11 protein-coding genes and 1 tRNA gene are annotated in these 13,548 nt (G+C 63.0%); 10 read left to right on the top strand and 2 right to left on the bottom strand.

The window, feature by feature from the left end; genetic code table 11:
* Window positions 1-128: 128 nt before the first annotated feature.
* Window positions 129-203, bottom strand: a tRNA-Asn gene (locus JQ600_RS31755).
* 270 nt (window positions 204-473) lie between these two features.
* Between JQ600_RS31755 and JQ600_RS31750 the strand changes: the two genes are divergently transcribed.
* From JQ600_RS31750 to JQ600_RS31725, 6 genes are all read left to right on the top strand, one after another.
* The gene (locus tag JQ600_RS31750; RefSeq protein ID WP_212264692.1) at window positions 474-653 is read left to right on the top strand and encodes a hypothetical protein; all 180 of its coding nucleotides are present in this window, start codon (window positions 474-476) and stop codon (window positions 651-653) included.
* A gap of 163 nt (window positions 654-816) precedes the next feature.
* Entirely contained in the window at window positions 817-1,401 is a 585-nt protein-coding gene (locus JQ600_RS31745) for a protein-L-isoaspartate O-methyltransferase (protein WP_212490269.1), read from the top strand.
* Between the two features lie 279 nt (window positions 1,402-1,680).
* A complete protein-coding gene (locus JQ600_RS31740; protein ID WP_212264688.1) occupies window positions 1,681-3,099 on the top strand; it encodes a TolC family outer membrane protein in 1,419 nt (472 codons plus the stop codon).
* A 367-nt stretch (window positions 3,100-3,466) separates the two neighbouring features.
* Window positions 3,467-4,219: a PopZ family protein gene (locus tag JQ600_RS31735; protein WP_212389230.1), complete on the top strand. Its 753-nt coding sequence runs from the start codon at window positions 3,467-3,469 to the stop codon at window positions 4,217-4,219.
* 248 nt (window positions 4,220-4,467) lie between these two features.
* Window positions 4,468-7,338: a valine--tRNA ligase gene (locus JQ600_RS31730; protein WP_212389229.1), complete on the top strand. Its 2,871-nt coding sequence runs from the start codon at window positions 4,468-4,470 to the stop codon at window positions 7,336-7,338.
* Between the two features lie 149 nt (window positions 7,339-7,487).
* A complete protein-coding gene (locus JQ600_RS31725; RefSeq protein ID WP_212389228.1) occupies window positions 7,488-7,874 on the top strand; it encodes a VOC family protein in 387 nt (128 codons plus the stop codon).
* 733 nt (window positions 7,875-8,607) lie between these two features.
* On the opposite strand, the gene JQ600_RS31720 is transcribed toward JQ600_RS31725, so the two are convergent.
* Window positions 8,608-9,213 carry a DNA-3-methyladenine glycosylase gene (locus tag JQ600_RS31720; protein ID WP_212389227.1) on the bottom strand — a complete coding sequence of 202 codons (606 nt, stop codon included), beginning with the start codon at window positions 9,211-9,213 and terminating at the stop codon, window positions 8,608-8,610.
* 139 nt (window positions 9,214-9,352) lie between these two features.
* Here JQ600_RS31720 and lipA point away from each other — a divergent pair, with 139 nt between their 5' ends.
* From lipA to JQ600_RS31700, 4 genes are all read left to right on the top strand, one after another.
* Entirely contained in the window at window positions 9,353-10,312 is a 960-nt protein-coding gene (gene lipA, locus JQ600_RS31715) for a lipoyl synthase (protein WP_212389226.1), read from the top strand.
* A gap of 8 nt (window positions 10,313-10,320) precedes the next feature.
* The gene (locus JQ600_RS31710; protein WP_212389225.1) at window positions 10,321-10,779 is read left to right on the top strand and encodes a type II toxin-antitoxin system RatA family toxin; all 459 of its coding nucleotides are present in this window, start codon (window positions 10,321-10,323) and stop codon (window positions 10,777-10,779) included.
* A 1-nt stretch (window position 10,780) separates the two neighbouring features.
* Window positions 10,781-11,701 carry an NAD(P)-dependent oxidoreductase gene (locus JQ600_RS31705; protein WP_212389224.1) on the top strand — a complete coding sequence of 307 codons (921 nt, stop codon included), beginning with the start codon at window positions 10,781-10,783 and terminating at the stop codon, window positions 11,699-11,701.
* 161 nt (window positions 11,702-11,862) lie between these two features.
* Entirely contained in the window at window positions 11,863-13,542 is a 1,680-nt protein-coding gene (locus JQ600_RS31700; RefSeq protein WP_212490268.1) for a thiamine pyrophosphate-binding protein, read from the top strand.
* Window positions 13,543-13,548 lie beyond the last annotated feature (6 nt).

Here is a 13,548-nt window from a genome sequence, read left to right as displayed (position 1 = left end):
GATAGCTCCTGAGGAACAAGTACGTTGTCGCTCAGGACGCGGGATACTCAAGTGGGCCTTGAAGTGGCCCCGATGCAGAAGGCGCCTGTGGGGCGCCGCGTCGAAACCTGAGAAACAATTGAATTTGCTGGCTCCCCGGGCTGGATTCGAACCAGCGACCATTCGATTAACAGTCGAATGCTCTACCGCTGAGCTACCGAGGAATAGGCGAAACAAATGTTCGCGAGCCGGGAGCGTATAACAAAGCCTTTCGGGCTTGCAAAGGACCAAATGTCCATCCCCGGCGCCATGGTGGATGGGGCCTGAAATCCCCGGCGGTTCAAGGATTTGCCGCCATTTCCCGGTCCGGCGCGGGCATAACCGGCAACGCACCTGTGCAAACCCGGCATCCGCGCGGAGCATGGCGCCAGCCGCCAATTCGACTCAATCCGATCCGAATTTTGAAACTGCCGGGTTTCACGGGAGCCGATTCGATGCCAGCCATTTCCGCCGACCTGATGAGAGCCGTGCCCTCGATCGTGCCGAGCGATATTCCTGATCTCAGCGATGACGAATGCCTGTTCCGGCTGGCGCAAGCGCTTGTGGAACATGATTCCGAGCATCTGGACGAGGTGGCGCAGCTGATCGGCCGGCTTGCGGTCACGATCGAGTAGGGCGCCTTTATCTTCGGAATCCTGCGCCGGGTTGGCGCGTGCGCCCGGCGTGTTGCGTTTTGCCGGAGCTTGTACCAAAGATGACCCCGGTTTCAGCTCTCCCGGCGGCAACGCCGCTTGCTTTCAGGGTCTTAGCCCAAGGGTCTTCAAAGGGTCTTCGCCAATGTCCGGTTTTTCGACCGCGCGCCAGAAAATGGTCGATGGTCAGGTGCGTCCCAGCGACGTCACCGATATCCGCATCATCGACGCCATGCTGGCGGTGCCGCGCGAGACCTTTGTCCCCGAAAACAAGCGCGCCCTGGCTTATCTGGACCTCGATCTCGAGGTCGGCGAGGCCGGTTCGGAAAAGCAGTTCCTGATCCAGCCGGCGGTGCTGGCGAAGATGCTGCAGGCCGCCGAGATCAAGGAAACCGACAATGTTCTGGTGGTGGGCTGCGCCAGCGGATACGCCGCTGCCGTGATTGGCCAATTTGCCAGGCAGGTCCATAGCGCGACAGGCGCCGACGGGGATCCCGCCAAGGCGCCCTTCGACGTCATCGTCCTGAACGGCGCGACCGAGATCGTGCCGCAAAAGCTCTATGGGCAACTCCGGGACGGCGGCCGGCTGGTCGGCGTTTTCGCGATGTCGCAGCCGCAGCGGGCTACCATCGTGACGCGTTCCCATGGCGATTTCGGGAACCGGGCGCTGTTCGACGCCGCCGTGCCGGTGCTGCCGGGCATGGAACGGCTTCCAGCGTTCGTTTTCTAGAAGCGAGCGAAAGCCTGCCCCGGACTTGATCCGGGGTGGAACCCGGTTCGCGCCAGGAAAACGCGTCAAAACAAAAAGACGCCCCGTTCAGGCTGTTAAAATCCCGTTCTGAATCAGAAGTGTGGCCCGTTTGCCCCACGTGAAGAGTTTCGACCGGTTTCGCTTGCTGGGTGGTTCCGTCGAGCCCCGGTGCGGAATAAGGTGAGCCGGGACTCACTTCGACGAAGCGGCGTCCGGTTGTTGTTTTGGCCGGCGAACTAAATGATTGGATCACCATTGATGCGTGGGGTGAAGGTTTTCACCGGAGCTGCGGCTTCGGTCCTTCTGTTAGCTTTGATGGGCCCGACGCCCGCTCTGGCCGATACGATCGAGGCCGCGCTGGTGCGCGCCTATCAGAACAACCCACAGTTAAACGCGCAGCGCGCCCAGGTGCGCTTCACCGACGAAAACGTGCCACAGGCGTTGTCGGGCTATCGCCCCAGGGTCGCCGTCACCGCCAGCGCCGGTTATCAATATACCGACACGCTTCTCAATTCTGGCGGTCTCAACGCTGCGGGTGCCCCCGTCGTGGTTTCTCAGCAAACTCACGGCACCAACGCGCCGCGCAGCGTCGGCGCTACCGTCACGCAGAACGTGTTCAACGGCCAGCAGACCGCCAACCGCACCCGCGCCGCTGAAAGCCAGGTTTCCGGCGCGCGCGAAGCCTTGCGGGCGCTGGAGCAGACTGTGTTGCTGTCGGCGGCCACGATCTACATGGACTATCTGCGCGACTCCGCGATCGTCGAGGTTCAGAAGAGCAACGTTCGCGTGCTCGAACAGACGCTGAAGCAGACCAAGGACCGCTTCAATGTCGGCGAAGTGACCCGCACCGACGTCGCGCAATCGGAAGCACAACTGGCCGCCGGCAGGACCCAGCAACTCACCGCCGAGTCCAACCTGAACACGACGCGTTCGAACTTCCGCCGCATCATCGGCAATGAGCCGGTAGCGCTGGCCCCGGGTTCGCCGGTCGATCGCTATTTGCCGGGCACGCTGCCCGGCGCCGTCGAACTCGGCCTGACGCAAAATCCGAATGTTACCGCGGCGATGTTCGGCATCGACGTCAGCTACCTCCAGGTCAAGGTCAACGAGGGCGCATTGTTGCCGACCGTGAACCTGGTGGCATCGGTGCAGCAGTCCTACGAACAGACCATGACAGTCTACAGGTCGTTCGGGGCGTCGGCTGTCGCGCAGCTCAATGTCCCGATCTACAATGGCGGCGCCGAATATTCGTTGATCCGCCAATCCAAGGAAACCCTGGCGCAGCAGCGCCTCACTCTCGAACAGCAGCGGGATCAGGCCCGCGCCAACGTCGTCACGGCCTGGGGACAGTTGGTGGCCGGCAAGGCGCAGGTGCAGTCGGCACAGGCGCAGGTGACGGCGTCCGAGATCGCGCTCAACGGCGTGCGCGAGGAAGCTAAGGCCGGACAGCGCACCACGCTCGACGTCTTGAACGCGCAGCAGGCGCTGGTCAACGCGCGCGTCGCGCTCGTCACCGCCCAGCACGACCGCGTCGTCGCGTCCTACTCGGTGCTCAACACGATCGGGCGTTTGTCACCGATCGTGCTCAAGCTGCCGACCACGACCTATGATCCGAGCGTGCACTATCATCAGGTGCGCGACAGCTGGGCCGGCGTTCGCACCCCCGACGGCCGCTGATATCCCGCCACCCGCATGCGTGCGGGATGACAAGCGTCACCCCGGGGATGACAACGTCATCCGGGGGATGACAACGTCATTCGGCCGGAATGATTCACCACCCGACGGGGAGTACGCCGGGTGTGTTGTTGCAATCACTTGTTGCCGTGACATAACTTTCTTGGAGGCAGCAGGGCGATTCGCACACCTTTTACGTCTACAGGCCGCGAGCCGCGTTGCTTTTGGGGAGCGGAACCCCGCGCGATGCATCGTGTGGGGTTGATCTGGGGACAAGTCTGGCTTGCGCGATGAAAATCCCGGCCTGCATATCCGGAACCGGCAAATCCCGAGTGGCTTGGTGTAAAATGGTTTCGATGTGGAGTCGGCGATGACGCAACCTGCAAAGGTCCAAGAGCCCTCGATGGAGGAGATTCTGGCGTCGATCCGTCGCATCATCGCTGACGACGAAGCCAAACCTGCTGATGCAAAGCCGGCTGCCGCCGAGAAGCCCGCAAGCCCGCCGCCATCAGCGAAACCCGAGCCTCCGGCCGCCAAGCCGGCGGCGATGAAGGATATTCCGCCGTCGGCGATCGCGCCCAAACCGGCCGCCGCGCCCAAGCCCGCGCCACCGCCGCCTGCGCCGGAGCCCGCCGCCAGCAACAACCAGGACGACATCGACGCGATGCTCGCAAGCCTCGACGCGGCGACGCCGGAGGCGGACATCCGGCCGGCGCAGCCCGAGGCCGACGTGTTCGAGCTCACCGACGAGATGGCGGTGCCGGATCCGCAGCCGGCGGCATCCTCATTCCACAAGATCGAGCCGCAGGACGACATCGAGTTCACCGAGACCGCCGCCGCCAAGGCGCTGCACCGGCAGCCGGCCTATGAACCGCCGCCGTTTGAAAGCGCCGCCGCAGCTTCGCCGGCGCAGCAGATATTGTCGCGCTCGACGGTGTCCGCGGTCGAATCCGCCTTCAATTCGCTGGCCAACACGGTGCTCAGCAACAACGCCCGGACGCTGGAAGATCTGGTCAAGGAAATGCTGCGGCCGATGCTGAAATCCTGGCTCGACGACAATCTCCCGGGCTTGGTGGAGAAGCTCGTCAAAGCCGAAATCGAGCGGGTTTCGCGCGGGCGCTAGCCCGTCAAAGCGGCCGCTTGCGAGGCGTTTGGCCCTCATTCAGCCATGCCCGACGGGCTTTATCGGACTTCGGCGTGCAGCTGCGGTTGACTCGATGCCTTCCGGCGGCTTTCTAGGGGCCCGTAAGGTTCCTGATTGCTTCAGAGTCGGGCGCTAGTCGGTTGTTTTGAACGCGTTTTCCTGGCGCGAACCGTCTCCAAATTCGCTCGAAAACGCTATCGCTTCCTCAAGACCCCAATTGCATTGTCATGATCGAGAAAAACTACCAGCCCGCCGATATCGAAAGCCGCATGTCGGCCATCTGGGAGGAGAGCGGCGCGTTCAAAGCCGGCCGCCCCGAGCGGCGCGACGCCGAGCCCTTCACCATCGTGATCCCGCCGCCGAACGTCACCGGCTCGCTGCACATGGGCCATGCGCTCAACAACACCTTGCAGGACATTCTCTGCCGCTTCGAACGGATGCGTGGCCGCGACGTCCTGTGGCAACCCGGCACCGATCATGCGGGCATCGCGACCCAGATGGTGGTCGAGCGGCAATTGATGGAGCGGCAGGAGCCAGGCCGCCGCGAATTGGGGCGCGCGAAATTCCTCGAGCGCGTCTGGCAGTGGAAGGCGGAAAGCGGCGGTGTCATCGTCAACCAGCTGAAGCGGCTCGGCGCGTCCTGCGACTGGTCGCGCGAACGTTTTACGATGGACGAGGGCCTCTCTCGCGCGGTCGCCAAAGTGTTCGTCGAGTTGTACCGCGAAAAGCTGATCTACAAGGACAAGCGGCTGGTCAACTGGGACCCGAAGCTGCTTACCGCGATCTCCGATCTCGAAGTGCAGCAGGTCGAGGTCAAGGGCAGTCTCTGGTATCTGCGCTATCCGATCGAGGGCAAAACTTTCAGCCCTGACGATCCCACGACCTTCATCGTGGTCGCGACCACGCGGCCGGAGACGATGCTGGGCGACACGGCGGTGGCCGTGCATCCGGACAACGAACGGCTCGGGCATCTGATCGGCCAGCACGTCATCCTGCCGTTGGTCGGCCGCCGCATCCCAATCGTCGGCGACGACTATGCCGATCCCGAGAAGGGTTCGGGCGCGGTCAAGATCACGCCGGCGCACGACTTCAACGACTTCGAAGTCGGCAAGCGCCACGGTCTGCCGCAGATCAGCGTGCTCGATCAGGAGGGCTGCATGGCCCTCGTCGACAATGAGGACTATCTGCGCGGCTTGCCGGAAGGCGCGTCCCAATTCGCGGAAGAATTCCACCATGTCGATCGCTTCGCCGCGCGCAAGCGGATCGTCACGCGTCTGGAGGAATTCGGCTTCCTCGAAAAGATCGAGCCCAACACCCACGCGGTGCCGCACGGCGATCGCTCCGGCGTCGTTATCGAGCCGTATCTCACCGATCAATGGTATGTCGACGCCAAGACGATGGCGCAGCCGGCGATCGCGGCGGTGCGTGGCGGCGCGACCGCGTTCGTCCCGAAGAACTGGGAAAAGACCTATTTCGAATGGATGGAGAACATCCAGCCCTGGTGCATTTCCCGCCAGCTCTGGTGGGGCCACCAGATTCCGGCCTGGTACGGCCCTGACGGCAAGGTGTTCGTCGCCGAGACCGAAGAGGAAGCCGTCGGCAACGCGCTCGGCTATTACGTCGAACAGGAAGTCATCACGCCGGAGCAGGGGCAGGCGATGGCGGAGGATTCCGCCAAACGCGAAGGCTTCATCACGCGCGATGAAGACGTGCTCGACACCTGGTTCTCATCGGCGCTGTGGCCGTTCTCGACGCTGGGCTGGCCGGAGGAAACACCGGAGGTCGCGCGTTACTATCCGACCAACGTGCTGGTGACGGGTTGGGACATCATCTTCTTCTGGGTCGCGCGGATGATGATGATGGGCCTTCACTTCAAGGAGGAAGCGCCGTTCTCGACCGTCTACATCCACCGCCTGGTTCGCGACGAGAAGGGCGCGAAGATGTCGAAGTCGAAAGGCAACGTCATCGATCCCCTGGGCGTCATCGACGACTATGGCGCCGACGCACTGCGCTTTGCGCTGGCACGCGGCGCCGCGCACAGCCATGACATCAAGTTATCGCCGCAACTCGTTGAAACCAATCGCAATTTCGCAACCAAGCTGTGGAATTCCTGCCGTTTTGCCGAGATGAATGGTTGCGTCATGCCGGCGGGTTTTGATCACACGAGCGCCAGTGAAACCCTGAACCGCTGGATCGCGCACGAGACCTCGCGTGCCACCCGCGAAGTCACCGAGGCGATCGAGGCCTATCGCTTCAACGACGCGGCGAATGCGATCTATCGCTTCGTCTGGAACGTCTATTGCGACTGGTACATCGAACTCGCAAAACCGATGTTGCTGGGCGAGGAGGGCGCGGCGAAAACCGAGACCCGCGCCATGGTCGCCTGGGCGCGCGATGAAATTCTGAAGCTGCTGCATCCGTTCATGCCCTTCATCACCGAGGAATTGTGGGCAGTGACTGCGGCGCGTGACGGCCTGCTGGTGCTGGCGGAATGGCCACGCAAGGCGAGGGTTCCTACTGACTATGACTTGGGCACACTTGCGTATGGCGCGGATTTCGACCCACGACTGGCGTCCACGGTTTTGACTACTCGTGAGCCCGGCGAGTTCAGCGATCCCGCAGCGGAAGCTGAAATCGGCTGGGTAGTAGATCTCGTCACCGCGATCCGCTCGGTGCGCGCGGAAATGAATATCGCGCCGGCGACGCTGACGCCGCTGGTGCTGTCGGGCGCATCCGCCGAGACCAGGGATCGCGCGCAACGCTGGAGCGATACGGTCAAGCGCATGGCGCGGCTTGGCGAGATATCCTTTGCCGACCGCCCGCCGGAAGGCGCCGTGCAGCTATTGGTGCGCGGCGAAGTCGTGGCGCTGCCGCTCAAGGGCGTGATCGATCTGGCGGCCGAGAAAGCCCGGCTCGACAAGGAAATCGCCAAGGCCGACGCCGACATCAAGCGCGTCGACGCCAAGCTCGGCAACGAGAAATTCGTCGCCAATGCGCCCGAAGAGATCGTCGAGGAAGAGAAAGAGAAGCGCGAGGCGGCCGTGGCGCGCAAAGAAAAAATTCTCGAAGCGCTGGAGCGGCTGAAGAACGCGGTTTAGGGCGCAACGATATTGGCTGTCATGGCCGGGCTTGACCCGGCCATCCACGTCTTCCTTGCTTACTGTGGCCAAGACGTGGATGCCCAGCACAAGGCCGGGCATGACGAGATATACGTGATCGATGACGAAAAGTGCGGAGCTAACCCTGCATGCTGGACCACGTCTCCATCACGGTCTCCGACATCGCCGCCGCCGAGCGGTTCTACGACGCGATCATGAAAGCGCTCGGCATCGTCAAGGTTGGCCGCCGCGACGACTGGCTCGGCTATGGCGAGCGGGCGCGCCCGGCGTATCCGGACCGGGTTTATCTCACCATCCGCAAGGGCCCGAAACCGGACGACGCTTTTGGCCGCCACTGGTGCTTCAAGGCACGATGGCAGACCCAGGTCGACGCCTTCTGGGACGCCGGCATCGCCGCCGGCGGCACCGACGACGGACCGCCGGGACTGCGCGACTATCACGCGTCCTATTACGCGGCGTTCCTGCGCGATCCCGACGGCAACCGCATCGAGGCCGTGTGCCATCACGCGGTGTGAAAAGCGAGATACCGCCGCGACAAACTGACACGACGGGCAAATCACTTCTGATTGTCAGAAATTGTGTCAAGCCCCGAAATAAAAAATATTTCGCTTTCGCCGTCGGGCAAATCATCTCTACGAGTTTGCGTTATCCCGTCCCACTCAGAGGGGCGTCGGCCGTCGTCACGACGAGGGGCGGGTTGCGATGGACGTAACAGTTGCGATTGACGGTCGCGGCTGAAGCGTACGGCGAAAGCGTGTGGTCCTGGCGCCCGTAACGGCGTTAAGTCCTGCGGGAGCTAACGCTTCCGAGGGGCGACGGTGGCAATAGAGGCCGTCTCACCGGGGAGAGCGCGTCATAAGCCGTAAAGCCATTGCGCAGGGAAGGCTGGGTGTTCTCCGCTGCCCTGTATGCTCGTGTGCAGCCTACTTAGCACAATTCGCACACGAGACCGCGGGTGCAGCGCGCACCCGGTCTTCCCTGCGCCCTCTATTTTCGAGGGCAAGGAAGTTACTTGCAAACCTCGGGCGCATCGCGCCGCGAGAATGAGAGGGTGTGTTCAGCGTACTGTGCAACAACAATTACCGACGTCGTCCCGGGCTTGACCCGGGACCCATACGCCGCGGCCATCCGTAGGAATACTGGCGTTAGCGACCCTCTCCAACAACAACCGCTGCGGAGTACGGGTCCCCTGATGCGCAATTGCGCATCTGAGTTCGCCGGGACGACGCTAGAGCGGAGCACGCTTCCTCAAAACGCCTTGCTCAAAAACCGCGAGCCCTTCAGCCCGTAGCGCCACGGAAAATCCACGGCCTTGGTGATGCCGATGCGAATGCCGGTGACGATTTCCGCGTCGCCAATCCGCGCATGCAAGCTGATCGGCGGCGCATCGAGCGGCAATTCGCTGTGCTTGATCGTGATGCCCAGCGCCTCGCACAATTTGCCGGGCCCCGAACACAGGGTGCGCTCGTCGTGCAATCCGCGGCGGCGGCGCATCGCGGGAATGCCGTGGGTTGGCTGCAGCGCGCGGATCAGAACCGCGCTGGCCGAGCCTTCTTTCTCGCAGACGAAATTCACGCACCAGTGAATGCCGTAGGAGCGATAGACGTAGGAAAAGCCGGGCGGGCCGAACATCACGAGGTTCCGCGGCGTCGGGCCCCGGAACGAATGCGCGGCCGGATCGGTGTGGTGATAGGCCTCGACCTCGACAATGATGCCGCCGACGCCGTCGAGCAGCAGCGTGGCGCCGATCAGGTCGGGCGCGACCTCATGCACGCTGCGGGCAAAAAACGCGCGTTTCAGGGCTTTGCCGAGGCGAGGGGCCTTTGTTTCGGCCGGTTGGGGCTTTTGAATCATTTTGAGGTGGGAATCAGCGGGAACAGGAGGAATGCTCCCAACATGTTGCATGTTTCTGCTAGGTTCGGCGAGGTTGCGGCGCAGCGCGACACGGATTAGCTAAGGTTTCCAAGAGTTTTCGGACATTTTCGGACTTAACATGGTCGTTCTCGTCGATACCGTCTCATCCAACCAGGTGCGCCCGCGCCACCCCGAAAAGGTGAACCGGCCGGATGCGCTGTCGCCGCCGAAGCCGGACTGGATCCGCGTCCGCGCGCCGAACACGCGCGGCTACGCCGATACCCGGAAGATCGTGAAAGAGAACGGCCTCGTCACGGTGTGCGAGGAGGCCGGCTGCCCGAATATCGGCGAGTGCTGGGACAAGAAGCACGCCACCTTCATGATCATGGGGGACACCTGCACCCGCGCCTGCGCGTTCTGCAACGTCAAGACCGGGATGCCCGGTGCGCTCGATGCCGCCGAGCCGGAGCATGTCGCGGAGGCCACCTTCAAGCTCGGGCTCGCCCATATCGTCGTGACGTCAGTGGATCGCGACGATCTCGCCGATGGCGGCGCCGAGCATTTTGCGCAAACCATCCGCGCGATCCGCGCCCGCTGCCCGACCACGACCATCGAGATCCTGACGCCGGATTTCCTGCGCAAGGAAGGCGCGCTGGAGATCGTTGCGGCCGCAAAGCCCGACGTGTTCAACCATAATCTGGAAACGGTGCCGTCGCGCTATCTCACGGTGCGGCCGGGCGCGCGCTACTTCCATTCGATCCGGCTGCTGCAGCGGGTCAAGGAGATCGATCCGACCATCTTCACCAAGTCTGGCATCATGGTGGGCCTCGGCGAGGAACGCCACGAGGTGCTGCAGGTGATGGACGATCTGCGCTCGGCGGACGTCGACTTCCTCACCATCGGGCAATATCTGCAGCCGACCCGCAAGCACCACGCCGTGATGCGCTACGTGACCCCGGACGAGTTCGCCGGCTACGAGAAGGTCGCCTACACCAAGGGCTTCCTGATGGTGTCGGCCAGCCCGCTGACCCGCTCCTCGCATCATGCCGGCGATGATTTCGCCAAGCTGCAGGCGGCGCGCGCGGCGCGATCCCGCTGAGATAGCCGATGCCGAGGTTTTCAAGCAAGCGGCGGGCACATCACACCGCCCAGCAGATGTTCGATCTGGTCGCCGACGTCGAGCGCTACCCGGAATTCGTGCCGTTATGCCATTCGCTGAAAATCCGTCAGCGCACGGCGCAGCCTGACGGCACCGAGATCGTGGTCGCCGACATGACGGTGTCGTTCAAGCTGGTGCGGGAAACCTTCACCAGCCGGGTGACGCTCGATCGTGCGAATCTGAAAATCCTGGTGGAGTATTTGAAGGGGCCGTTCAGCAATCTCGAAAACCGCTGGAACTTCGAGCCCAAATCCGAAACCGATTGCGATGTCGGATTCTTCATCTCCTACGAATTCAAGAGCCGGATGCTGGCGATGCTGATGGGCACGATGTTCGACACCGCGTTCCACCGCTTTGCCGCGGCATTCGAGAAGCGGGCCGATGTGGTCTATGGAAAGCGGGCGTGACATGACGGCATTGGAACGCGTCGGCTTCGTCGGCCTGGGCGGAATGGGGCGCGGGCTGGTCAAGAACCTCCTCGCCAAAGGCGTCGCTGTCACGGCCTACGACCTGAACCCTGAGGCGGTTGCGATTGCCAAATCCCAGGGAGCGACGGCGGCGGGCGGTCTTCGCGACATCGGCGAATGCCGCATCATCATGATTTGCGTCAATGCCGCCGAGGACGTCGAGGCGCTGCTGACGGAGACCGACGGATTGCTCGCCCACCCGGCGCCGGGGCTTGTGATCGTCGATCACACCACGGGCAGCCCGCAAATGGTCGATAAACTCGATCGACTGGTGCGTGCAGCCGGCGGGCGGTATGCCGAGGCGCCGATGACACGAACCCCGAAGCATGCCGACATCGGCAAGGTCAACGTCCTTTACGGCGGTGACGGCGACTTGCTCGCGGAGCTCAGGCCCTATTTCGAACGCTATGCGGAGAACATCTTCCACATCGGCCCGCTCGGCCACGCCATCCGCCTCAAGCTGATCCACAACTACATCGCCTTTGCCAACGTTGCGGCGTGGTGTGAGGGGTTTGCGCTGGCGGCGAAGGACGGCCTCGATCTCAAGCAACTGATCACCATCATCTCGGCCGCCGGCGGCAAGAGCGGCATGCTCGACCTCTATGGCCAGGCGACGCTTGACGGCGACTTTACCCCGCTGATGTCGTTGGCGAACGCCCGCAAGGACGTGCGCTATTACGCGCGCTGGCTGGAAGACGCCGGATTGCCGGGGTTCATGGCGGATGCCGTGCACCAGACCTACCGGCAGGCCGCCTTGCTCGGTCATGACGGCGAATCCTGCACCGCCGTGATCAAGGCTTACGAGGCCGTCACCGGCGTCGAGGCCCGCGTCCGGCCGCACGATCGAAATCAAGGCAGTTGAATGCTATACGATTCAGAGCGTTTTCAAGCGAAGCATGCCCTCGGACTTGATCCGAGGGTGGATACCGGTTCGCGTGAAGAAAACGCGTCAAACAAAAAACTAGAGCCCCGTTCCGATTTTATCGGAACGGAAAAGGCTCTGCGGAACGGAAGGACCATGTGATGGACATCAAGGCACCCATGCGAAGCGGTGGGCATATTCTGATCGATCAACTGGCCCTGCACGGCGCCGACACGGTGTTCGGCGTGCCCGGGGAAAGTTTTCTGGCCGCGCTGGATGGCATGTACCAGAACCAGCGGGTCCGCTTCGTCAATTCCCGGCATGAGGGCGGCGCGGCCATGATGGCGGACGCCTATGGCAAGCTCACCGGAAAGCCCGGCATCGCCTTTGCGACGCGCGGCCCCGGCGCCACCAACGCCTCCGCGGGCGTTCATGTCGCGTTTCAGGATTCGACGCCGATGATCCTGCTGCTCGGCCAGGTCGGACGCGACATGATGGAGCGCGAGGCGTTTCAGGAAATCGACTACCGGCAGATGTTCGGGCCGATGACCAAATGGGTCGCCCGGATCGACGACGCGCGCAGAATTCCGGAATTCATCTCGCGGGCGTTTTACACGGCGACCTCCGGCCGTCCCGGGCCGGTCGTGCTGGCGCTGCCCGAGGACATGCTGACCGACGAGGCTGACGTTCCGGATGCGCAGCCTTACAAGCCGCAAACCGTCGCGCCCGGCGCGGAAAGCCTGCAACAGTTCGAGGAGTTGCTGGCCGCGGCACGCAAGCCGTTGCTGATCGTGGGCGGCGGCGGATGGAGCGATAAAGCGCGCCGCGACCTCGAAACCTTCGCGACCGCGCATGAGGTGCCCGTCAGCGCTTCATTCCGGTGCCAGGATTATTTCGACAATCTGCACGCTGCGTACGCCGGCCATGTCGGCATCGGCATCTCCCCGAAATTCGCCGAACGGATTCGTGACAGCGATCTGATCATCGCGCTCGGCACCCGGCTCGGGGAAATCACGACATCGGGCTACAGCCTGTTCGACATTCCGCAGCCGAAACAGCCGCTGGTTCACATCTATCCGGATCCCGAGGAGATCGGCCGCGTCTATGCGCCGAAATTGGGCATCATTTCCGGGAGCGCGGCGTTCGCGGCCGCGATCAGCCGACTGAAACCGAAGCATCAGCCGCGCGGCGACGAACTCAAGGCGGCGCATGCCGATTATCTCGCCTTTGCCGAGCCGACCCGTTCGCCCGGCGATGTTCAGCTTTCGCGTATCGTGCGTGATCTCAGCGAGCGGCTGCCGGAGGATGCGATCATCTGCAACGGCGCCGGCAATTACGCCGTCTGGGTTCATCGCTTCTGGCGCTACCGGCAGTTCCGGACCGAACTCGCGCCGACATCCGGTTCAATGGGATACGGCTTGCCGGCGGCGGTTGCGGCCAAGCATCTGCATCCGAACCGGCCGGTGATCGCATTCGCCGGCGACGGCTGCTTCCAGATGACCGGCAACGAGTTCATGACCGCGGTCGAAAATCGGCTGCCCCTCATCGTGATCGTCTGCAACAACGGCATGTACGGAACCATCCGCATGCATCAGGAGCGGCATTATCCTGGCCGGGTTTCCGGCACCAATCTGGCGAACCCGGATTTCGCCGCGCTCGCGCGTGCCTTTGGCGGCTTCGGCGCCCGGGTCGACCGTACCGAAGATTTTGCAAAGGCCTTCGACGAGGCGGTGGCTTCGCGCTTGCCGGCGATCATCGAACTCACGATCAGCCCGGAGGCGCTGACGCCGGCGGCTTCGCTCAGCGAAACCCGCGCCAAGGCGTTGGCCGCGGCGAAGTGATGACGC

The sequence above is a fragment of the Bradyrhizobium sp. AUGA SZCCT0176 genome (assembly GCF_018130145.1).
Lineage (GTDB): Bacteria > Pseudomonadota > Alphaproteobacteria > Rhizobiales > Xanthobacteraceae > Bradyrhizobium.
The sequence above is the reverse complement of the archived record's forward strand: the minus strand, read 5'-3'. Positions and strand labels throughout refer to the sequence as shown.